Here is a 22,139-nt window from a genome sequence, read left to right on the forward strand (position 1 = left end):
CGGGTCAGGACCCGCCCTTCTTCTTGTTGTAGACGTCGAAGCCCACCGCCGCCAGCAGCACCAGTCCCTTGATGACCTGCTGGACGTCGCTGCCGATGCCGATCAGCGACATCCCGTTGTTGAGCACTCCGAGGACGAACCCGCCGATGATCGCGCCGAACACCGTGCCCACACCGCCGTTCGCCGAGGCGCCGCCGATGAATGCCGCGGCGATGGCCTCGAGCTCCATCCCGATACCGGCCTGCGGTGTGGCGGAATTCAGCCGCGCCGCGAACAGCAGACCGGCCAGGGCCGACAGGAGGCCCATGTTGACGAACACCAGGAAGGTGACGCGCTTGGTCTTCACTCCGGACAGTCGCGCCGCCGCGGAGTTTCCGCCGACCGCGTAGACCTGGCGGCCGAAGACGGTGCTGCGCATGACGAAGGCGTACACGACGAAGGCGACCGCGAGGATGACGCCGACCACGGGCACCCCGCGATAGCTCGCGAGCACGAGGGTGAAGGCCGCCAGTGCCGCGACGATGCCCACGCACTTCAGCACGAACCATCCCAGGGGCATGACGTCGAAGGCATAGCGCATCTGCGTCCGTCGCTGTCGAACCTGCTGCCACACCGCGACGCACATCACGACCGCACCCAGGATGACCGTCGGCCAGTGATACATGCTCGCGTTCCCCAGTTCGGGCAGGAATCCGCTGCTGACCTGGCTGAAACTGCGCGGGAACGGGGCGATCGACTGGCCTTCGAGCAGATACTGTGTCGCCCCGCGGAACACCAGCATGCCCGCCAGGGTCACGATGAACGACGGGATGCCGACGTAGGCGATCCAGAACCCCTGCCACGCACCGATGAGCGCACCCAGCAGCAGGCACAGCGCCACCGCGATGGGCCACGACATGTGATGGTGCACCATCAACACGGCCGACATGGCGCCGACGAAACCCGCGATCGACCCCACCGACAGGTCAATGTGTCCCGAGATGATGACGATCACCATGCCGATCGCCAGGATCAGGATGTAGCCGTTCTGCTGGACGATGTTGGTGACGTTGAGCGGTTTGAGCAGGATGCCACTGGTCCAGACCTGGAACAGGATGACGATCAGGACCAGCGCGACGACCATGCCGTACTGCCGAAAGTTCCCACGCAGAAGTGATTTCAGCCGCTGTCGCGGCGAGTCCGGCGTCGGGGGTGCGGGCGTGCTGGACCCGGCGTCCAGTGTCGAACTGGTGGTCATGTGGTCGGTCCCTTCATCATGAAATGCATCAACGTCTCCTGCGCGGCGTCCGCGCGGTCCACCTCGCCGGTGACCCGGCCCTCGTTGAGGGTGTAGATCCGGTCGCACAGACCGATCAGCTCGGGCAGTTCCGAGGAGATGACGATCACGGATTTTCCCTGCGCTGCAAGGTGATTGATGATCGTGTAGATCTCGTACTTGGCGCCGACGTCGACACCGCGGGTGGGCTCGTCGAGGATCAGCACGTCAGGGTCGGCGAAGACCCACTTGCTCAGCACCACCTTCTGCTGGTTTCCGCCGGACAGGGTGCCCGTGGTGGTCCGCACCGACGGCGCCTTGATCTTCATGTCGGATCGGAATCCCTCCGCGACCAGCGTCTCCTCGTGCTCGTTGACGACGCCGGTGCGGCTCACCTTCTGCAGCGAGGCCAGGGTCACGCTTCTGGCGATGTCGTCCATCAGGTTCAGGCCGTAGTGCTTGCGATCCTCGGTCACATAGGCGATGCCGTGGCTGATCGCCTCCGGGACGGTACGGGTACGAATCTGTCTGCCGTCCTTGAAGACTCGTCCTGCGGTCTTCCTTCCATAGCTGCGGCCGAACACGCTCATCGCGAGTTCGGTGCGGCCGGCGCCCATCAGTCCCGCCAGTCCCACGACCTCACCACGGCGGACGTTGACCGAGACCGAGTCGACGACCCTGCGCTGCGGGTCCAGCGGATGGTGCACGGTCCAGTCCTCGATCGCCAAGGTGACCTCACCGATCGGATGGGTTGACCGCGGCGGGAACCTGTCGACCATGTCGCGGCCCACCATGCCGCGAATGACGTGCTCCTCGGTGAGCCCGGAGTCGACCGGGAGGGTCTCGATGGTCTGCCCGTCGCGCAGGATTGTCACGGTGTCCGCGACCCGCATCACCTCGTTGAGTTTGTGCGAGATGATGATGCAGGTCAGACCCTGACCGCTGAGCTCGACGATGAGGTCGAGCAGGTGGGCGCTGTCGGCGTCGTTGAGGGCCGCGGTGGGTTCATCGAGGATGAGCAGCTTGACCTGCTTGGACAACGCCTTGGCGATCTCCACGAGCTGCTGTTTACCGACGCCGATGTCGCTGATCCGGGTCCGTGGGCTCTCGCGCAGTCCCACCCGGTCGAGCAGGCGTTGTGCGTCCGCCATGGTCTCGTGCCAGTTGATGACACCGGAGGAGGCGTGCTCGTTGCCTAAGAAGATGTTCTCGGCGATCGACAGCACCGGCACCAGCGCGAGTTCCTGGTGGATGATGCCGATGCCGCTGCGCTCGCTGGACCGGATGTCCTTGAACTCCCCCGGACGACCGTCGAAGGTGATCTCACCCTGGTAGCTCCCGTGCGGATGAACCCCGCTGAGGACTTTCATCAGCGTCGACTTCCCGGCGCCGTTCTCTCCGCAGATGGCATGGATCTCGCCTTCGCGCACCGTGAGGTTGACGTCACGCAGCGCCGTCACGTTGCCGAAGCGCTTGGTGATGCCGCGCATCGCAAGCAGCGGCGAGCCCGCCGCCGGGTCGCGGGTCTCGGTCACGCGAGCTGTGCCGGTGTGTAGTAGCCGGAGTCGATCAGGACCTGCTGGTAATTCGTTCGGTCCACGCTCACGGGATCGAGCAGCAGGGCCGGAACCACCTTGACCCCGTTGTCGTAGGTCGTGGTGTCGTTCACCTCGGGCTCGCCTCCGGTCAGCAGCGCATCGGTCATCTGCACCGCGGCCTTCGCCAGCTGGCGGGTGTCCTTGAAGACGGTCTGGGTCTGCTCCCCGGCGACGATGGACTTGACCGACGCCAGTTCGGCGTCCTGGCCGGTGACGATCGGCAGCGGGTTGTTCGGTGTTCCGTAGCCCGAACTCTTCAGGGCCGAGATGATGCCCAGCGACAGCCCGTCGTAGGGCGACAGCACGGCGTCCACCCGCCCGCTGGTGTAGGACCGGCTCAGCAGGTTGTCCATCCGGGACTGCGCGAGCGCACCGTCCCAGCGCAGCGTGGCCGCCTGATCGAACGAGGTCTGACCGCTCTTGACGACGAGCTTGCCGCTGTCCAGATACGGCTGCAGCACGCTCATGGCGCCGTTGAAGAAGAACGTCGCGTTGTTGTCGTCGGGCGAGCCGGCGAACAGTTCGATGTTGAAGGGCCCGGCGCCGTCTTTCACCCCGAGTGAGTCCACGATGTAGGACGCCTGCAGCACCCCGACTCCGAAATTGTCGAATGTCGCGTAGTAGTCCACATTTTCGGTGCCGCGAATCAGCCGGTCGTAGGAGACCACGGGGATCCCCGCGTCCGCCGCACGCTGCAGGGTGTCGGTCAGCGAGGAGCTGTCGATCGGAGCGATCACCAGGGCTTTCACGCCCTTGGTGATCATGTTCTCGATCTGCGAAACCTGGTTCTGCACAACGTCATCGCCGTACTGCAGATCAGTCTGGTAGCCGAGGTCGGCGAACTGTTGGGCGATGTTGGCGCCGTCGGCGACCCATCGCTCCGACGACTTCGTGGGCATCGCGATACCGATGGTGCCCGCGCGGTCCGCCCCTGGGTCGCCCGCCTCGGTCGGCGCCTGGCGACCGCAGCCGACGGCGGTCACCGCGGCCACGGCCGCAAGTGCTCCCACGATTCGAACAAAGCTTTTACGCATCAAATCCTCCGGTTGCTTCGCCGCTGACCGCGGCGGACACAGTCAGCCCCAACGAAATGTGAGCGCTAACATTTCCGATTTTGTGACGCGGCTCACGACTTGTCAAGGGGTGCGGTTCACCCAGGCTCCGCCGCTGGACACCGTTGACACGCGCCGAATGTGAGCGTTAACATTCCGACTTGTGTAACGGCAGTCACACCGCCTTCGCGCCTCGCGCCCGTCGACACCCACCGCGTCAGCACCCCGCTGACCTCGGCAGACACCACTTGAAGGAGTCACTGTGAAGAGTCTTCGCTCTGCGATCGTCAGTATCGCCGCGGTGGCCGCCCTGGCGGGCTGCGGCAGCGGCCCAGCGCCCGCGGGTGAGTCCGGCGGCGACGGCGGTCAGCTCACGATGGGGTTCTCCCAAGTCGGCGCCGAGAGCGGCTGGCGAACCGCCAACACCCAGTCCATCCAGGACGCGGCGAAGTCCGCAAAGGTCAACCTGAAGTTCTCCGATGCGGGCGGTAAGCAGGAGAACCAGATCGCGGCCATTCGGTCCTTCGTGCAACAGGGCGTCGACGTGATCGCCTTCAGCCCGGTCGTACGCACCGGATGGGACGCAGTGCTGCTGGAGGCCAAGAACGCCGGCATTCCGGTCATCCTCACCGACCGTGCCGTCGACACCGAGGAGAGCGACGTCTATCGGACGTTCGTCGGCGCGGACTTCGTCGCCGAGGGCAGGCGCGCCGGCGACTGGGTGGTTCAGCGGCACGCCTCGACACCGGGGCCCGTCAACATCGTTCAGCTGGAGGGCACCACGGGCGCCGACCCCGCCATCGAGCGCAACACCGGATTCGCCCAGGCGATTGCCGCCAATCCCAATCTCAAGGTGATCGCCTCGCAGAGCGGCGATTTCACCCGCTCGGGCGGCAAGCAGGTGATGGAGGCCTTCCTCAAGGCCAATCCCAGGATCGACCTGGTGTTCGCCCAGAACGACGATATGGGCCTCGGCGCGATGGAGGCCATCGAGGCGGCCGGTCTCAAGCCCGGCAAGGACATCGAGATCGTCGCGATCGACGCGACCCACGACGGCATGGCGGCCCTGGCCGCGGGAAAGTTCAACTACATCGTCGAATGCAACCCGCTGATCGGCCCGCAGTTGATGCAACTGGCCACCGACGTGGTCGCGGGCAGGCCGGTCCCCGCCCGGGTGGTCATCCCGGACGAGGCCTTCGACCAGCAGCAGGCCGCCGCCGCGTTGCCGGACCGCAAGTACTGATGACCGCCGTGGTCACAGCGCCGGGTGTCACACCCGTGGTGCAGATGCGAGACGTCACCGTCGAGTTCGGCGGCGTCAAGGCGCTCGACCGAGTCGACTTCCGGTTGTTTCCCGGCGAGATCCACGCGCTGATGGGCGAGAACGGGGCCGGGAAGTCGACCCTGATCAAGGCCCTCACCGGCGTCTACGACATCACCTCCGGCAACGTCGCGGTCGCGGGGGTCGAGCAGCGCTTCAGCGGCCCACGGCACGCCCAGCAGGCCGGGGTCAGCACCGTCTACCAGGAGGTGAATCTGTGCCCCAACCTGACTGTGGCGGAGAACATCCTGCTGGGCCGGGAGCCACGTCGCCGTGGCCGCATCGACCAGCGAGCGATGAACCGGCGGGCCGCGGCTCTGCTGGCCGAACTCGACCTGACCATCGACCCCAGGTCCACCCTCGGCACCCATCCGATCGCCCTTCAGCAGCTGGTGGCGATCGCGCGGGCGATGGCGGTCTCGGCACGGGTCCTGATCCTCGACGAACCCACCTCAAGCCTGGACGCCGACGAGGTCACCGAGCTGTTCCGGGTCATGCGGCGGTTGCGCGACGGCGGGGCGGCGATCCTGTTCGTCTCCCACTTCCTCGACCAGGTCTACGAGATCTCCGACCGAATGACCGTGCTGCGCAACGGTTGTCTGGTCGGAGAGTATGACAGCGCCGAGTTGGACCGGCGGCAGCTGGTGGCAGCCATGCTCGGCCACGAGCTCGAGGTGCTCGAAGAGCTCGACGGCCACGCGGCTGGACACGGCCCGAGCGGCCAGACGGTTCTGGCGGCCCGCGGCCTCGGCCGCTCCCCCGCCGTGCACCCCATCGACCTCGACCTGGATCGCGGTGAGGTCGTCGGCCTCGCGGGGCTGTTGGGATCGGGCCGAACCGAACTGGCCCGGCTCCTCTTCGGCGCCGACCGTGCGACCACCGGAGAGATCCGCATCGACGGCACTCCGGTCACACTGCGCACTCCGCGCTCCGCCATCGCCCACGGCATCGCGTTCTGCTCCGAGGACCGCAAGGGCGAGGGCATCATCGGTGAGCTGACGGTCCGCGACAACCTGGTGCTGGCCGCACAGGCACGTCGCGGATTCGCCCGCCCGCTGTCCCAGAAGACCAAGGACGCGCTGGTGTCGCACTGGCTGGAGCGACTCGACGTCCGTCCGCGCGACCCCGATGCGCTGGTGAAGAACCTCAGCGGCGGCAACCAGCAGAAGGTCCTGCTGGCCCGGTGGCTGATCACCACACCGCGGCTGCTCATCCTCGACGAACCCACCCGAGGTGTCGACGTCGGCGCCAAGGCGCAGGTCCAGAAGCTGGTCGCCGAACTGGCCACCGACGGTATGGCGGTGGTGTTCATCTCCGCGGAACTCGAAGAGGTCGCCCGGATCAGCGACCGCATCATCGTCCTTCGCGACGGTCGCTGTGTCGCGCGGGCCGGCGCCGACACCACCGTCGGCGAACTCACCGCGCTCATCGCCGGGGGCGTGGCGCAGTGACCCGGCGGGACCTGCGGGCGACGGTGACGACATCACCGCTGGTGTGGCCGGCGCTGGCGCTGGTCGCCCTGCTCATCGTCAATGTCATTCTGACGCCGAGCTTTCTGACCATTCGGGTCCAGGACGGGCACCTGTTCGGCAGCCTGATCGACATCCTGCGCAACGGTGCACCGACCATGCTGGTGGCCCTCGGCATGACCCTCGTGATCGCCTGCCGCGGAATCGACCTGTCCGTGGGGGCGGTGGTCGCGATCAGCGGGGCCCTGGCCTGTGCGCATCTCGCCACGGCTGCGGATCCGGCCAGTGCCGCAGCCGCGCTCACCGCGATGGGCATCGCCCTCGGTGTCGCGATCGCCCTCGGCTTGTGGAACGGAGTCCTGGTGTCGGTGTGCGGCATTCAACCGATCATCGCCACCCTTGTGCTGATGACCGCCGGCCGGGGCATCGCTCTGTTGGTCACCGACGGACAGATCATCACGGTGACCAGCCCACCATTCCGGCTTCTCGGTGCCGGTCACCTCTGGGGCCTGCCGGTGGCGATTCTGGTGAGCCTGGCGATGTTTGTGCTCGTCGGGGTGATCACCCGGCGCACCGCACTGGGCATGCTGCTCGAGTCGGTCGGCATCAATCCCGAGGCCAGTCGGCTGGCCGGGGTTCGGCACCGCACGATCGTCTTCGCGGTGTACGTCTTCTGTGCACTGTGCGCCGGCGTCGCGGGCCTGATGATCGCCTCGAACATCTCCGCGGCAGACGCCAACAACGCCGGGCTCTGGATCGAGATGGATGCGATTCTTGCCGTCGTGATCGGCGGAACATCGCTGGCCGGTGGACGATTCAGCCTGACCGGCACCATCCTCGGGGCGCTGATCATCCAGACCCTGACCACCACGGTCTACACCGCGGGCATCACCCCGGAGGCGACCCTGGTGTTCAAGTCGCTGGTCGTCGTCGTGGTGTGCCTGCTGCAGGCGCCGAAGTTCCGGGCTCTGCTGTCACGAAAGGCACCCGCATGGGCACACTGACCGCGGTGCGACCCCGCACGGTCACCACCGAGATCCGCCGGCGGGTACACGCCCGGCACCTGTCACCGGTGGCCGCGCTGGTCCTGTTCACGGCGCTGTTCGCCGCCGTCATCACAGGCTATGACTTCGCCAGTCCGACACAGGTGTTCCTGAACCTGCTCGTGGACAACGCGTACCTGATCGTCCTGGCCGTGGGTATGACCTTCGTGATCCTCACCGGCGGCATCGATCTCAGCGTGGGAGCGGTGGTCGCGCTGTCGACCGTCGTGCTCGCGTCCACCCTGCAGGCGGGGTGGCCGATGCCGCTGGCCGTGGGCGCGGTGCTGGCGATCGGGCCCCTGCTGGGACTGCTGATGGGTCTGATGATCGAGTACTTCGAGATCCAACCGTTCATCGTGACCCTGGCCGGCATGTTCCTGGCCCGCGGCCTGTGTTACGTCATCAGCGTCGACACCCTGCCGATCAGGGATCCGCTGCTGCGTCAGTTCGGACTCGACTACCTGTACCTCTACGAGGACAAGTTCATCCGCTGGTCGGTGGTGGTCGCGATCCTGGTCGTGCTCGCCGCCGCATACATCCTGCACCAGACCCGGTTCGGCAGAACCGTGTACGCCGTCGGCGGCAACCGGCAGTCCGCTCAGTTGATGGGCCTGTCCGCGTCCCGCGCCACAGTGTCGGTGTACGCGATCAGCGGTCTGTGCGCCGCGCTGGCCGGGCTTCTGCTCGCCACGCAGAAACTGTCGGGCTACAGTCTCAACGGCGTCGGTCTGGAACTCGATGCGATCGCGGCGGCGGTCATCGGCGGGGTGCTGCTCTCCGGCGGTGTGGGTTTCGTCCTGGGATCGGTGGTCGGCGTGCTGGTGTTGGGCACCATTCAGACATTCGTGACGGCAGCCAATCTCGACTCCTACTGGACCCGGATCATGACCGGCGCCCTACTCCTTGTGTTTGTCCTCGTTCAGCGACTAGTGGTGAGGAAGTCAGGACCATGAAAGACCGCCCCGCACAATCGATCACGCCGAAGCCGGTGATGGCCGACGTCGCGCGTCTGGCCGGGGTCAGCCACCAGACCGTCTCTCGGGTGATCAACGGCTCGCCCAGCATCCGGCCCGCCACCAAGGCGCGCGTCGAGCATGCGATCGCCGAACTGGGTTACCGCCCGAACACCGCCGCCCGCGCCCTGGTGACCCGACGCTCCGGCATCATCGGGATCGTCGGCACCAACGGCGCCCTGTACGGACCGTCGAGCATCCAGCGTTCCGTCGAGGAGGCCGCCCGTGCGGCCGGCTACTTCTCCAGCATGGTGCCGCTGGCGGAGGTGACCCGCGAGGCGCTTCGCGACGCGCTCGACCATCTCGCCCGCCAATCGGTGGAGGCCATTGTGATGATCGCCGCCCAGGAGGACGCGCTCGCCGTGGCGCGCTCCGCCGAGGCCGGAATGCCGATGATCGTGGTCGAGGGCGACCTGTCGGGAAGCGGACTCAGCGTCGGCGTCGACCAGACAGCCGGCGCCCGGCAGGCCACCGAACATCTCATCGAGCTCGGGCACCGAGACATCGTCCACATCGCCGGACCACCCACCTGGACCGAGGCCAAGGGCCGGCGGATCGGATACGAGGAGGCGATGCGCGCGGCCGGGCTCACGCCCCGGGTGCTCGCGGAGGGGGACTGGACACCGGCCTGCGGTTACGACATCGGCCGCGCCCTGGTCCGAGACGGCGATGCGACGGCGGCGTTCGTCGCCAACGACCAGATGGCCATCGGCGTGCTGCATGCCCTCGTCGAGGCCGGCCTGTCTGTGCCCGACGACGTGAGCGTCGTCGGGTTCGACGACATCCCCGAGGCCGCCTACCTGAACCCGGCCCTGACCACCGTCCGGCAGGACTTCAAGGCCGTCGGGCAGCGCGCGCTCGAACTGGTGATCGCAACGCTGGAGGGCGCCACGGCCAGCGTTCCACTGCTGTCCCCCGAACTGATCGTCCGGGACAGCACCCGAGTGCACAAGGAGTCGGCATGAGCCGCGACAAGTACACCGTGGGAGTCGATTTCGGCACCCTGTCCGGCCGCGCGGTGGTGGTCCGGGTCCGTGACGGGCACCAACTCGCGGTCGCCGAGCACGCCTACCGGCACGGTGTCGTCACCGACACCCTGCCCGGCGGCATCGCCCAGCTTCCACCGCAGTGGGCGCTGCAGGTTCCCGCCGACTACATCGAGGTGCTGCGCACCGCGGTTCCACAGGCGGTCGCCGAGTCAGGGGTCGACCCGGCCGACGTCATCGGCATCGGCACCGATTTCACGTCCTGCACCATGGTGCCGGTGCGCGGCGACGGCACTCCACTGTGCGAACTCGCCGAGTTCGGTGATCGACCGCACGCGTACGCCAAGCTGTGGCGCCACCATTCGCCGCAGCCACAGGCCGACCGCATCAACGCCGTCGCGGCCCGGCGCGGCGAGACCTGGCTGCCCCGGTACGGGGGTCTGATCTCCAGCGAATGGGAGTTCGCCAAGGCGCTGGAGATCCTCGACGAGGATCCGCAGGTGTATGACGCCATCGACCACTTCGTGGAGGGCGCCGACTGGATCGTCTGGCAGCTGTGCGGCCGCTACGTGCGCAACGCGTGCAGCGCCGGATACAAGGGCATCCGTCAGGATGGCCGGTACCCGTCGCGCGAATTCCTCGCCGAGGTTCGTCCGGGCTTCGCCGACTTCGTCGCCGACAAACTGGATCACCCGATCGGTCGGCTCGGTGATCGCGCCGGCGGCCTGACCGCACTGGCCGCGCAGTGGACGGGCCTGCCGGAGGGCATCGCGGTGGCCGTCGGCAACGTCGACGCACACGTCACGGTCGCGGCCGCCGACGCTCTGCAACCCGGACGCCTCGTCGCGATCATGGGCACCTCGACCTGTCATGTGATGAACTCGGACGTACTGCGCGAGGTGCCCGGCATGTGCGGCGTGGTCGACGGCGGAATCTCCGAGGGCACATGGGGATACGAGGCCGGCCAATCGGGGGTCGGCGACATCTTCGGCTGGTTCGTCGACAACTGTGTGCCGGAGAGTCACCACATCGAGGCGCGCCGCCGCGGCCTGTCCGTGCACCAGCACCTGACCGACCTCGCCAGCCGGCAGCGGGTGGGTCAACACGGCCTGGTCGCCCTGGACTGGCACAGCGGAAACCGCTCGGTGCTCGTCGATCACGAACTCTCCGGCGTGATGATCGGCCAGACCCTGCAGACCACCTGCGTCGACATGTACCGCGCGCTTCTGGAGGCGACGGCATTCGGCACCCGGATGATCGTGGAGACATTCGTCGCCAACGGTGTCGCGGTCGAGGAGTTGGTGGTGGCCGGCGGCCTGCTCAAGAACGAACTGCTCATGCAGATCTACGCCGACGCCGTCGGGTTGCCGCTGTCGACCGTGTCCTCGGCGCAGGCCCCGGCGCTGGGCGCCGCGATTCACGCCGCCACCGCCGCGGGCGCCTTCCGTGACGTGCCCGCGGCGGCCGCACGGATGGGCGGACGTGTCCGCGACGCCTACACCCCCATCCCCGAGAACGTCGCGGCCTACAACCAGCTCTACCGCGAGTATGTCGCGGCCTACGAGTGGTTCGGTCGCGGCAACGACATGATGCGTCGACTTCGGCGCATCGACACCCGAGTCGCCTTGGGAGCCCAGGCATGAGCATCACCTCTGACGTCACCCGCACCATCGCCGAGCTGCGCGAGGAGGTCTGCGACCTCCATGCCCAGTTGACCCACTACGAGTTGGTGATCTGGACCGCGGGCAACGTGTCCGCCCGAGTACCCGGACGCGATCTCCTGGTGATCAAGCCCTCCGGTGCGGACTACGCGTCGCTGACCGCCGACGACATGGTGGTCTGTGACCTGCACGGCAACCTCGTCGACGGCACGCTGACCCCGTCGTCGGACACCGCCGCGCATGCCTACGTCTACCGGCACATGCCCGAGGTGGGCGGCGTCGTGCACACGCATTCCACCTATGCCACCGCGTGGGCAGCGCGCGGTGAACCGATTCCGTGCGTGCTCACCATGATCGCCGACGAGTTCGGCGGCGAGATCCCGGTGGGGCCGTTCGCGCTGATCGGTGACGACTCGATCGGCCGCGGGATCGTCGAAGCCCTGCGCGGCAGCCGATCTCCCGCGGTGCTGATGCGCAACCACGGACCGTTCACCATCGGCCGCACCGCCCGCGATGCCGTGAAAGCCGCGGTGATGGTCGAGGACGTCGCCCGCACCGTGCACATCAGCCGGCAACTCGGCGTCCCGCCGTCGCTTGACGCGGCCGACGTCACGGCCCTGTTCGAGCGCTACCAGAACGTGTATGGCCAACCCGGCCACCGCGACGACACCCAGGAGAACCAGCGATGATCGCGTCCCGACTCGCCACCAGCCAGGTCTGGCTCATCACCGGCAGCCAATCGATGTACGGACCCGACATCCTGGACCAGGTGGCCGATCAGTCCCGTCAGATCGCCGAGCGCCTCGACGGCGCCGCCGAGATCCCGGTGGCTGTGCGCTGCCTGCCCGTCGTGACCGACCCCGACCAGATCGCGCGGGTGTTCGCCGAGGCCGACGCCACGCCGGAGTGCGTCGGGGTGATCACCTGGATGCACACCTTCTCCCCTGCCAAGATGTGGATCCGCGGTCTGAGGACACTGCGTAAACCGCTGCTGCACCTGCACACTCAGTTCGGTGTCGAACTGCCCTGGCACAGCATCGACATGGACTTCATGAACCTCAACCAGGCGGCGCACGGGGACCGCGAGTTCGGCTACATCCAGTCCCGGCTGTCCACCGCGCGCAAGACGGTCGCCGGCCATGTCAGCGACCCCTACACCCGCGCCCGCATCGGGTCGTGGGTGCGGGCCGCACTCGGCGCCGCCGAACTCTCGACGATGCGAGTGGTTCGGTTCGGGGACAACATGCGCGGGGTGGCCGTCACCGAGGGTGACAAGGTGGAGGCGCAGGCGCACTTCGGCGTTTCGATCGACAGCTTCGGCGTCAACGACCTCGTGGATGCGGTGCGGGCGGTCCCGCAGACCGACGTGGACAAACTGGTCACGGAGTACCGGCACACCTATCGCGTCGCCCCGGAACTGCTCCCCGGCGGCGACCGGCACACCTCGCTGCGCGACGGCGCGCAGATCGAACTGGGACTGCGAAAGTTCCTCGTCGACGGCGGATTCCACGCCTTCACCACCAACTTCGAAGACCTTGGCGGGCTGCGTCAGCTGCCGGGGTTGGCCGTACAGCGCCTGATGGCCGACGGGTATGGATTCGGCGGCGAGGGCGACTGGAAGACCGCGATGATGCTGCGCACCGTCAAGGTGATGGCGGAGGGACTTGCCGGTGGCACGTCGTTCATGGAGGACTACACCTACGATCTGACACCCGGTCAGGAGCGCATCCTGGGAGCGCACATGCTCGAGGTCTGCCCGAGCATCGCCGGCGCGACACCGACGCTGGAGGTGCATCCCCTGTCCATCGGCGACCGCGAGGACCCCGTCCGACTGCGGTTCACCGCGGCGCCCGCGGACGCGGTGATCGTCGGGATCTGCGATATGGGCAGCCGATTCCGGCTTGTGGCCAATGAGGTTCGGGTCGTCGAACCGGACGCGGAGCTGCCGAACCTCCCGGTCGCGTGTGCGGTGTGGGAGCCGAGGCCGTCCTGGCGCACCTCGGCCGAGGCGTGGCTGATGTCCGGTGCGCCGCACCACACGGTGCTGACCACCGCGGTGGGCACCGAGGTGCTCGAGGACCTCGCGACCATCACCGACACCGAACTTCTGGTCATCGATGAGTCCACCACGGTCCGCGATTTCCAACGGGAACTGAAGTGGAACGACGTGTACCACCACGTCGCCGCTGGGCTCTGATCCCGCTCAGGCGGCCCGCAGGGCGGGAAGCACGATGGTGTCGACGATCTCCTCGACGTCGATGCGTCCCTTGACGCCGAACACCCGGCGGCCCAGCGCCAGTGACGGCAGGATGTCGGCGACGTAGCCCAGCTTCTCGGCCGCGGGATTGAGTTCACCGCGGGTGACCGCGGCACGGATCGCCCTGCGCGTCGCGTTGATCACCGGGCCGCCCAGGTTCTCCTGCACCGCCTTGGCGAAGTCGGGGTCCATGGTCGCGGTGTGCCCGATCGCCAGCATGAATCCGGCCGAACGCTGCTTGGAGTGGTCCAGGGCACGGCCGATCGCGATCAGGTCGGCGCGCAGGTCGCCGTGGTCGATCTCACCGAGGGGGTGCACCGCATACCGGATCGCCGCGAGCACCAGCGCCTTCTTGCCACCCCACGAGCCGTAGAGCGTGGCCTTGCTGGCATGTACCCGCTTGGCCAGCGCATCCATCGAAAGACCCTCGTAGCCACCGGCACTGAGCATGTCCAGCACGGCCTCGAGGATCTCGGCGTCGCGCGTCACCTGCCGAAGGCCTGTCCGTACAACGGGCTGTCCACGCTGTAGTAGCTGCAGTGGAAGCCGCTGGGCACCCGGAACGGGATCACCGCGCTGGCGAGAGGACCGGCGGCGATGTCCCCCGCGTCGAAGATCACCAGTTCGCTCTCCAGTGCCTCCTTGCGGTGGATGAGCGTGATCGCGTAGCCGTCCGACTCTCCGGCGCTGCCGACTCGGGGCGCGAAGATCAGCTCGCCGGCGGCGGTTCCGGCGCCGAAGTGGTAGAGGTCCTCAACCCCGGTCTGGGTGTCCACGCGCAGGGCGGAGTCCATTCCGTCGACGCGGCCGTCGGTCGAGTTGAGGTTGCTGTTGGCGTACGCGTGGCGACTGCGTTCGGCCATCAGCCGGTCGTCGGGACGCGGGAACTGGATGTCGCGGTCGTTGATGACCTCCTCTCGCCACGGTTGCACACCGGCGGGGTCGATGGTCCAGTGCCGCAGGCTCTGCTGGGTCTCCTTGTGGGAGGCCCGGTTTCCGTGGATGTCGGGGAACAGCGCGGTGCCCTCGGCAGCCGCGACGTCGGCGACGATCATGCCGTCCTGCTCCCATGCGTTGGCCTCGTGCAGCATGTGCCGCGGGTCGATCTCGATCCAGCGCACGTCGTCGGCGGTGCCGGTGCGCGGCATGATGCCGAGCTTGCTGGGCCGGTCCGGGACCCAGGCCGTCATCGGACCGCCGGCCATGGCGCGCTCCAGACTGAACTCCAGAGGGTTGACCGGGAAGACCACCCAGTTCTCGGTGAGCAGGAACGTGTGCATCATGGTCATGTGCGGGACTGGGATGAACTCAGTCCTGGTGGGAGTGCCGGCGGCGTCGATGACGTCGTAGCGGATCACGGCCTCTCCCCCGAGGCCGTGCACGGCGTTGCCGATGTTGACCAACTCACCCGTGCGGTGGTCGACCTTCGGGTGTGCGGAGAACGTCGTGGTGATGAGGTCGCCGTAGGTGTGCTCGCCGACGGTGTCGAGGGTGCGCGGATCGAGCTCGACCGGCGGGGCACCCTCCATGAGCGCCAACAGTTTCCCACCATGAATGATGACGTTGGTGTTCGCGGTGTTGTACCGCGTGCCCTGCGACTTCGGATCGGCGGTCATGGGGTTGCCGAGCACCCCGAACAGGCGGCGCCCCTGCCCCTGCTCCAACAGGAACTTGTCGGTGCGGACCCACCGGTTGCGCATCGACACCCGACCGTTCTCGATGAAGAACGCGTACACCATGCCGTCGCCGTCGAACCAGTGGTAGTCCTCGTCGGTCGGTGGGTACAGCGGTTCGGCGCCGTTGCGGTAGAACACCCCGGCCAGGTCCTCGGGGATCTGCCCGCGGATCAGCAGATCCGGCGCGTCGACCTCCATCCGGTTGGGCTGGTGATGTCCGGTCAGGAACGGGCTCTCTCGAATCAGCGTGGCATCCATGAGGTCTCCCCAAGTGTACGGTTGCGTACTGTCAACAGTACGGTAGCGTACTGTTGTTCACAGCATGCGCCGAACCAGGGAAATGGCCCCGGCGGAGTACGGCGGATAGAACATCCTGGTCAGGTCGGGCCGGGTGGGCTTGGTCAGCACCGACTTTCGGTGGCTGAACTCCTCGAAACCGAACCTGCCGTGGTAGGCGCCCATCCCGGACGGGCCCACACCACCGAACGGCAGTCTGGCCGTGGCCACCTGGAACAACAGGTGATTGACCACCATCCCGCCCGCGGGCACCCGCCGCACCACCTCGTCACGGGTGGTCCGTGATCTGGTGAACAGATAGGCCGCAAGAGGTTTCGGCCGCGCCCGGATGAAGTCGATCGCCTCGGCCACCGAGTCGACGGTGAGCACCGGCAGGATCGGGCCGAAGATCTCCTCGGTCATCACGGGCTCATCCGGATCGGGGTCCACCACCACGGTCGGTTCGACCGTCAGCCGCGCCGGGTCGGCGGCTCCGCCATGCACGATCTGTCCTGACGTCCCGGCCAGCAGACCCTCCAGGCGCGTGACATGGGCCTCGTTGACGATGCGCATGCCCGGGTCGGAACCCGTGCGAAAAGCCGTGAACGTCGCGCAGATCCGCTCGACGAACCGATCGCGGACGCCGGAGTGGACCAGGGCGTAGTCGGGGGCGATGCAGACCTGTCCGGAGTTCATCAACTTGACCCAGGCAATACGCCTGGCCGCACCGTCGATGTCGGCATCGGAGGCCACGATCACCGGACTCTTGCCGCCCAACTCCAGGGTGACCGGAGTCAGATGTTCGGCCGCGGCGGCCATGACCCTGCGGCCCACGCCGGTACCGCCGGTGAACATCACGCGGCCCAGACCCTGTGCGATCAGCTGCCCGCAGACCTCGGCGCCGCCCTCGACGACGGCCACGGCATCCGAGTCCAGGTGGCGGGGCACCAGGTCGGCCATCAGGGCCGATGCCGCTGGGGCGATCTCAGACGGCTTGAGCACCACGGTGTTTCCCGCGGCCAGTGCCCCGACGGCGGGACCGAGCGTGAGCTGGAACGGGAAGTTCCAGGTGCCGATGACCAGCACCGTGCCATACGGTTCGTACTCGATCCAGCCCCGGCCGGGCAGCTGCGTCCACTCCAGCGGGCGGCGGCGACGCCGCGACCAGGCCGCGACGTGCCGAGCGGCATGGCGCGCCTCCCGCACCGTGGTCGCGATGTCGGCGAGCCAGGTCTCGAACGGAGGACGACCCAGATCCGCCTGCAGCGCCTCGACGATCGCCTCACTGTTGGCGATCATCATGTCCGCCAGCGCCGACAACTGCTCTCGGCGCCAACCGATGTCGAGCGTTCGCCCTGTGTCGAAGGTCTGCCGCAACCGGGCCACGGTCTGCGCGGGGTCAGCTGTCATTCCTGCCTCTCCGGGCAGGAGGACACCTCAGGAACCGGTGCCGGCCTCGCCCGTCAGAATCAATGCGTCGAATAACTGGGTCATGGCGTCGAGCGCGGCCGCGTCGACCGAGGCCGCGGCGTGGGCGAAGCCGTCGACGACCGCGCTGATCATTCCCGCCACCAGCAGGGGGTCGGCGTCGGCGGGGATGTGCCCACCCTGCTGCCCGGTCATCACGGCCTCGGCCAGGGAGGAGCGCATGCCCTCGGTCTGCTGGGCGAAGATCTCGGTCAACTCCGTGTGCCGGCGCGCGTCGACGGGCGCGGCGGCCACGAAACCCGCGAGTTCGGGCGACTCGTGGTTGATCCGGATCGACTCGGTCAGGATGGCCCGCAGCAGTTCCGGCACGGTGTGCGCGCCAGCCATCGCCGCCCTGGCGCGCGTGACGATGTTGCCGTAGACGTACGTGCAGACGGCCTCGAACAGCTTGCGCTTGGCGCCGAAGTGGTAGTAGACCGAACCGGCCGTGACTCCAGCCATTTCGGCGATCAGGCTGTTGGTGGCGGCCCCGTAGCCGTGCTGCGCGAAACAGCGGCAACCCGCCTCGATCACCCGCTGCCGGGTGTCGAAGCTGTCGCTGCCCGCGGGACGACCCGGGCCCGTCCGCGCCACTCTGGTGTCAGCCATGGACCAATCATGGCGCACGGGACTGTCGCGCAGGCCCTCAACCGTCACCACGGAGGCATCTGTCGAGGTCTTGATGGAACTGCCTGATCCGAACCTCCTGGTAATTGGCCAGCGTCACCCCCGGCTTGGTCATGGCCCGCAGGCCGCGCTGGATCCGGGGCAGATTCGCCAGGTCCTGGTTGAAGACCGCGCACAGCCCGCCCAACTCCGGTGCGGCGTTGTAGTCCTCGTCGGGCCCGAGCCAATGCACCGGAGCCGTCTTCGGTTTGGGGACGCCCGGCGGCAGCGGGATGAGCAGCATGATGTCGAAGATGCACCGGTTGGGATCGTTTCCATAGGGCCGGAACCGATAGGTCAACGGAGCACCGACGCCCGCCCACGGCACCATGTTGGGGAACACGAAGTACTGGATCGCGTCGAGCATCTCGGAGTCGCTGGTCCGCGACAGATCCGCCCCGGTGGTCTGAGCCAGGTTCTCCCGCATCGCGGCCGCGACGATCGGGCGCGCCGAGGACCCCTCGGGCACTTCGAACGCGCCGACGCCCTCGGGAAAGAAGTCCCGGAACATCGCGTCGAGGACGTCCTGGGGCTCCAGCGGTTCCAGATGCGGGCTGCTGGTGGCCTGGGGGGTGATCATCCGGTTGAAGCCCGGCAGACCATCCGTCCGGGGATACACGTCGTACTGCGTGTTCGAGTCGCCGAGGTACTCCAGCAGCTGCGGATGGGTCGCGATGACGTGGTAGGACTCCAGGAACGCCTCCATGCCGACTTTCCAGTTGCAGTCGATCACCTTGGCCACGTGCACGGCCTTGAACCGGTCTTCGAGGTTGAACGGCGCGAAATGCTTGTCGAGGTCGCCCAGGTACTTCGCGAGCGGCGGGGCGCCCGCGTCCGGGTTGACGAACACGAACCCCGCCCACACCCCGACCTGGGCCTGCGGAAGGGCGAACTTCTCGTCCTCGACATGCGGGAAATCCCACCGGCACGGGACGTCGGTGAGCGCGCCCTCCAGGCTCCACGTGAATCCGTGGAAGGGACAACGCAGTTGGTTGACCCGTCCCTCGTCATCGCACAGCCGCGTGCCGCGGTGCAGGCACGCGTTGTGGAAGGCCCTGATCTCCCCCGACGCGCTGCGCACCACGATCAGCGACAGGTCCGCGACGTCATACACGTGGTAGTCACCCGGTTCGGGGATGTCCTCCTCCCGGCACGCGAGTTGCCAGGTGCGGTTCCAGACGTGCTTGACCTCGAGCTCGTGGAATTCCTGCGTGAAGTAACGCTGGATGTCGATGTCCTCGGAGCCGAGGTGGACCGCCGACTCCTCGAGCAGCGGCGCCGGCACCTCGCGGCTGTCCGTCGCCAAGAGGCTCTGCACTGTCGGTCCCGCCGACCGGGCCATCCCCGGTTCGGGCGTCGTGCGATCCGTCGTGTCGGTCACTGCGCTGCTCCCGTCGCCGTCAACTGTTCGAAGTACTGTCCGATCGCCGTCCCGATGAACGCCGAGGCGTTGATCCCCCAGCCCCCGTCCACGTACAGCGTCTGGCCGGTGATGTAGCCGGCCTGCGCTGAGGCCAGGAACGCCACGGCCTGCGCCACGTCGTCGGGCACGCCCAACCGACCCAGGGGCATCGAGTCGCCGACCGCGGCCTGCAGCCCCGGGTCCGCGAACTCACCTTCGGTGCCGTCGGTGAGCACCAGGCCCGGGCCCACCGCGTTGACGCGAATCCTCCTGGGCGCGAACTCGGCGGCCATCTGCTTGGTCAGGGCGCTGATCGCGGCCTTGGAGGCCGGATAGATCCCGCGCCCCACGCCGCCGAGATCACCGAGCACCGATCCGAGGTTGACGATGGCACCCCCGGCGGCGAACTTCGGCAGCAGCGCCTTGGTCACCAGCCACGTGCCGAGCACGTTGACCCGCAGCACCGCGTTGATGTCGGCCTCGGTGCTCTCATCCAGCGTCTGCGAGCGCCAGATGCCGGCGTTGTTCACCAGGACGTCGACCGTGTCGAGCTCGGCGGCCAGGGCATCGACGTCAGCGGCGTCGGAGACGTCGCAGGCCACGGCCCGCCCGCCCACCGCCTCGGCGACCTCCTGGGCCGCCGCGAGGTCGACGTCCACCACGACCAGTCGCGCTCCGTCGGCGGCCAGACGGGCGGCGACGGCACGCCCGATACCCTTTCCGGCCCCGGTCACCACCGCTGTCTGCACGCCACCCCTCGCTTCCCCGGTTGTCGAGATCGATCACCCTTGTTTATGACCTAGCTCACTATTATATTGGTCCACCAATTAGTCAAGCACCCGAGCGCAGTCCCCCTTCGACACTCTGGAGACGGTTTTGACCGACATCGCGAACCCCGCCAACGCCTGCCCGGTCAGCTCGTTCAACCCGCTCGATCCGGAGACCATGCAGTGCCCCCACCCCTGGTACCAGTCGTTGCGCCGAGACGCGCCGGTGCACCTCGTCCCCGGCCTGGGCATGTGGTTCGTCAGCTCGAAGGACCTGGTCAATGAGGCGCTGCTGAACCACGAGGTGTTCTCGTCCGCATTCGGCCTGCCGCAGATGCCGCCGCCGGACTCGGTGGCCGAGGAGGTCGCCGCGATCGCCGCCGAGGGCTGGGAGCATCTGCCGACGCTGCTGACGGCCGACCCGCCCGAGCACCACTACTACCGGCGGATGGTGGCCCGCGCGTTCACGCCGCGGTTCGTCGCGCAACGTGAACCCGAGATCCGCCAGATCGTGGCCGACCTGCTGGCCGAGGTCCCCGAGGGACAACCCGTCGAGTTCGTGGAGTCGTTCGCGGCACCGCTGCCGCTGCGCATCATCGCGGCCGCACTCGGCGTCTCCGACGACCGCATCGACGACTTCCGGCGGTGGTCGGATCAGTTCGCGCTGACCATCGGCGCCGAGATCGACGCCGACGGCGCCCTGGAACAGGCCCGCAGCCTGCTGGAGTATCAGCGCTATTTCGTCGAGCAACTCGAGGACCGGCGCACCAACCCACGCGACGACCTCATCACGGGTCTGGTGCAGGCGTCCAACGCAGGCGACGACGAACCGCTGAGCAACGGTGCGGCGCTGAGCATCATCCAGCAGATCCTGATCGCCGGCAACGAGACGTCACGCAAGCTGATGACCGGCACGCTGCACCAGCTCGCACTCAACCCGAAGTGGTGGAACTGGTTCAAGGAGGACCCCGCGCAGCGCTCCGCCGACCTGGTCGAGGAGGCACTGCGCTTCCTGACCCCGGTGCAGTCGATGTTCCGTATCACCAAGGCCGAGGCGAGGCTCGGCGACTACACGATCCCGGCGGGCTCGATGGTGGTGCTCGCCTTCGGCTCGGCCAACCGCGACGAAGCGCACTTCGAGGACGGCGAGGAGTTCAATCCCACACGGCAGAATGCCAAGTCGCACTTGGCCTTCGGCTCCGGCATCCACACCTGCCTGGGTGCGTCGCTGGCACGGCTGCAGGCCAGGATCGCGCTCGAGGAGCTCGCCAACCGCTACGCAGGAGTCACCCTGGCCGACGACAACGACTTCGAGTACGAGCCGAGCTTCATGCTGCGCGGACTCAAACGACTGTCGCTGGTGTTCGGCACCACGGGAGGCCCGCGGCCTTGACCGCGCCCAACCCGGCGAGCACCCAGATAGCCCAGTGGTCCAGGGGCTATCTGGACCGCCACCCGTTCCTCGCGCTGCGCACCGTCGGCGGCCAATGCGTGCTGGCGGTGCGCACGTTCCAGCACCTGACCGTCGACGTGCTCCGCGGCCGCTTCCCGTTCACCGAATTCGTCGAGCAGGCCGTGTTCATGGCCCGCACCGCGGTGGTTCCCACCCTGTTCGTCGCGGTGCCGATCAGTGTGACCCTGGCCATCCAGTTCAGCCTGCTGGCCGGACAGCTCGGCGCCACCTCGCTGGCCGGGGCCGCCAACGGCCTCGCGGTGATCCGGCAGGGCGCCCCGCTGGTCGCGGCGATCCTGATGGCCGCCGCGGTCGGCTCCGCCACGAGTGCGGATCTGGGCTCGCGCGCCATCCGCGAGGAGACCGACGCCATGGAGGTGATGGGAGTCTCGGTGATCCGCCGGCTCGTGGTCCCGCGCCTGGCGGCCAGCGTGCTGGTCGCGGTGTGCCTCACGGGTTTCACGTGCTTCATCGGGTTCCTGGCCGGCTACGCCTTCACGGTGATGCTGCAGGGCGGGACACCGGGCAGTTACACCGCGACGTTCTCCTCATTCGCGACCGTCGACGACCTCGTCGTCACCCTGGTCAAGGCCGTGGTGTTCGGGGTGATCGTCGCGATCATCTCCTGTTACAAGGGCCTGTCCACCCATGGCGGGCCGGCCGGTGTCGCCAACTCCGTCAATGCCGCTGTGGTGCAGTCGATCCTGCTGTTGCTGCTCGCCAATGTCCTGATCAGTCAGATGTATCTGGTGCTGTTCCCCAAGGCGGGGTTCTGAC

The 22,139-nt window shown here is 67.6% G+C and carries 19 protein-coding genes; 10 read left to right on the forward strand and 9 right to left on the reverse strand.

Annotation, left to right across the window (positions count from 1 at the left end; translation table 11 throughout):
* Positions 1-4: 4 nt before the first annotated feature.
* From mmsB to chvE, 3 genes are read right to left on the reverse strand one after another with little or no spacing between them, the layout of a single operon-like run.
* Entirely contained in the window at positions 5-1,237 is a 1,233-nt protein-coding gene (gene mmsB, locus A5727_RS26390; protein WP_068257749.1) for a multiple monosaccharide ABC transporter permease, read from the reverse strand.
* Positions 1,234-2,745 (reverse strand): multiple monosaccharide ABC transporter ATP-binding protein, encoded by a 1,512-nt coding sequence (gene mmsA / locus A5727_RS26395; protein ID WP_068257786.1) that lies wholly within the window; start codon positions 2,743-2,745, stop codon positions 1,234-1,236. The genes mmsB and mmsA overlap by 4 nt, the downstream gene beginning before the upstream one ends.
* 41 nt (positions 2,746-2,786) lie before the next feature.
* Entirely contained in the window at positions 2,787-3,863 is a 1,077-nt protein-coding gene (gene chvE, locus A5727_RS26400) for a multiple monosaccharide ABC transporter substrate-binding protein (RefSeq protein ID WP_502687714.1), read from the reverse strand.
* A 304-nt stretch (positions 3,864-4,167) separates the two neighbouring features.
* Between chvE and A5727_RS26405 the strand changes: the two genes are divergently transcribed.
* The 8 genes from A5727_RS26405 to araA are packed head-to-tail and all read left to right on the forward strand — an operon-like array spanning position 4,168 to position 13,595.
* The gene (locus tag A5727_RS26405) at positions 4,168-5,148 is read left to right on the forward strand and encodes an ABC transporter substrate-binding protein (RefSeq protein WP_068257752.1); all 981 of its coding nucleotides are present in this window, start codon (positions 4,168-4,170) and stop codon (positions 5,146-5,148) included.
* Positions 5,148-6,677, forward strand: coding sequence for a sugar ABC transporter ATP-binding protein (locus tag A5727_RS26410; RefSeq protein WP_068257754.1), 1,530 nt, complete (start codon positions 5,148-5,150; stop codon positions 6,675-6,677). Before A5727_RS26405 ends, A5727_RS26410 begins: the two co-directional genes overlap by 1 nt.
* Positions 6,674-7,699, forward strand: coding sequence for an ABC transporter permease (locus A5727_RS26415; protein ID WP_068257755.1), 1,026 nt, complete (start codon positions 6,674-6,676; stop codon positions 7,697-7,699). The genes A5727_RS26410 and A5727_RS26415 overlap by 4 nt, the downstream gene beginning before the upstream one ends.
* On the forward strand, positions 7,687-8,691 hold the full coding sequence (locus tag A5727_RS26420; protein ID WP_068257756.1) for an ABC transporter permease subunit: 1,005 nt from the start codon (positions 7,687-7,689) through the stop codon (positions 8,689-8,691). Before A5727_RS26415 ends, A5727_RS26420 begins: the two co-directional genes overlap by 13 nt.
* Positions 8,688-9,716: a LacI family DNA-binding transcriptional regulator gene (locus A5727_RS26425; protein ID WP_157521579.1), complete on the forward strand. Its 1,029-nt coding sequence runs from the start codon at positions 8,688-8,690 to the stop codon at positions 9,714-9,716. Before A5727_RS26420 ends, A5727_RS26425 begins: the two co-directional genes overlap by 4 nt.
* Positions 9,713-11,380: a ribulokinase gene (gene araB, locus A5727_RS26430; RefSeq protein WP_068257757.1), complete on the forward strand. Its 1,668-nt coding sequence runs from the start codon at positions 9,713-9,715 to the stop codon at positions 11,378-11,380. Before A5727_RS26425 ends, araB begins: the two co-directional genes overlap by 4 nt.
* On the forward strand, positions 11,377-12,087 hold the full coding sequence (locus A5727_RS26435) for an L-ribulose-5-phosphate 4-epimerase (protein ID WP_068257758.1): 711 nt from the start codon (positions 11,377-11,379) through the stop codon (positions 12,085-12,087). Before araB ends, A5727_RS26435 begins: the two co-directional genes overlap by 4 nt.
* On the forward strand, positions 12,084-13,595 hold the full coding sequence (gene araA / locus A5727_RS26440; protein WP_068257759.1) for an L-arabinose isomerase: 1,512 nt from the start codon (positions 12,084-12,086) through the stop codon (positions 13,593-13,595). The genes A5727_RS26435 and araA overlap by 4 nt, the downstream gene beginning before the upstream one ends.
* A 6-nt stretch (positions 13,596-13,601) precedes the next feature.
* Here araA and A5727_RS26445 read toward each other — a convergent pair whose 3' ends face one another.
* The 6 genes from A5727_RS26445 to A5727_RS26470 are packed head-to-tail and all read right to left on the reverse strand — an operon-like array spanning position 13,602 to position 19,891.
* Positions 13,602-14,144: a TetR/AcrR family transcriptional regulator gene (locus A5727_RS26445; protein WP_068257760.1), complete on the reverse strand. Its 543-nt coding sequence runs from the start codon at positions 14,142-14,144 to the stop codon at positions 13,602-13,604.
* Positions 14,141-15,589: a carotenoid oxygenase family protein gene (locus tag A5727_RS26450; protein ID WP_082950054.1), complete on the reverse strand. Its 1,449-nt coding sequence runs from the start codon at positions 15,587-15,589 to the stop codon at positions 14,141-14,143. Before A5727_RS26450 ends, A5727_RS26445 begins: the two co-directional genes overlap by 4 nt.
* 57 nt (positions 15,590-15,646) lie before the next feature.
* Complete coding sequence (locus tag A5727_RS26455) at positions 15,647-17,017, reverse strand: aldehyde dehydrogenase family protein (RefSeq protein WP_068257761.1); 1,371 nt, start codon at positions 17,015-17,017, stop codon at positions 15,647-15,649.
* Between the two features lie 27 nt (positions 17,018-17,044).
* Positions 17,045-17,683 (reverse strand): TetR/AcrR family transcriptional regulator, encoded by a 639-nt coding sequence (locus tag A5727_RS26460; RefSeq protein ID WP_068257789.1) that lies wholly within the window; start codon positions 17,681-17,683, stop codon positions 17,045-17,047.
* A gap of 37 nt (positions 17,684-17,720) precedes the next feature.
* On the reverse strand, positions 17,721-19,121 hold the full coding sequence (locus A5727_RS26465) for an aromatic ring-hydroxylating oxygenase subunit alpha (RefSeq protein ID WP_197507763.1): 1,401 nt from the start codon (positions 19,119-19,121) through the stop codon (positions 17,721-17,723).
* Entirely contained in the window at positions 19,118-19,891 is a 774-nt protein-coding gene (locus tag A5727_RS26470) for an SDR family NAD(P)-dependent oxidoreductase (protein WP_068257762.1), read from the reverse strand. Before A5727_RS26470 ends, A5727_RS26465 begins: the two co-directional genes overlap by 4 nt.
* A 127-nt stretch (positions 19,892-20,018) precedes the next feature.
* On the opposite strand from A5727_RS26470, the gene A5727_RS28310 reads away from it, so the two are divergent.
* Together A5727_RS28310 and A5727_RS26480 are read left to right on the forward strand one after the other, a co-directional pair.
* A complete protein-coding gene (locus tag A5727_RS28310) occupies positions 20,019-21,302 on the forward strand; it encodes a cytochrome P450 (RefSeq protein WP_082950055.1) in 1,284 nt (427 codons plus the stop codon).
* Positions 21,299-22,138: an MlaE family ABC transporter permease gene (locus tag A5727_RS26480; RefSeq protein ID WP_068257763.1), complete on the forward strand. Its 840-nt coding sequence runs from the start codon at positions 21,299-21,301 to the stop codon at positions 22,136-22,138. The genes A5727_RS28310 and A5727_RS26480 overlap by 4 nt, the downstream gene beginning before the upstream one ends.
* The last annotated feature ends 1 nt before the right edge of the window (position 22,139 follow it).

The sequence above is a fragment of the Mycobacterium sp. ACS4331 genome (assembly GCF_001667265.1).
In the GTDB taxonomy this organism is placed as follows: Bacteria; Actinomycetota; Actinomycetes; order Mycobacteriales; family Mycobacteriaceae; genus Mycobacterium.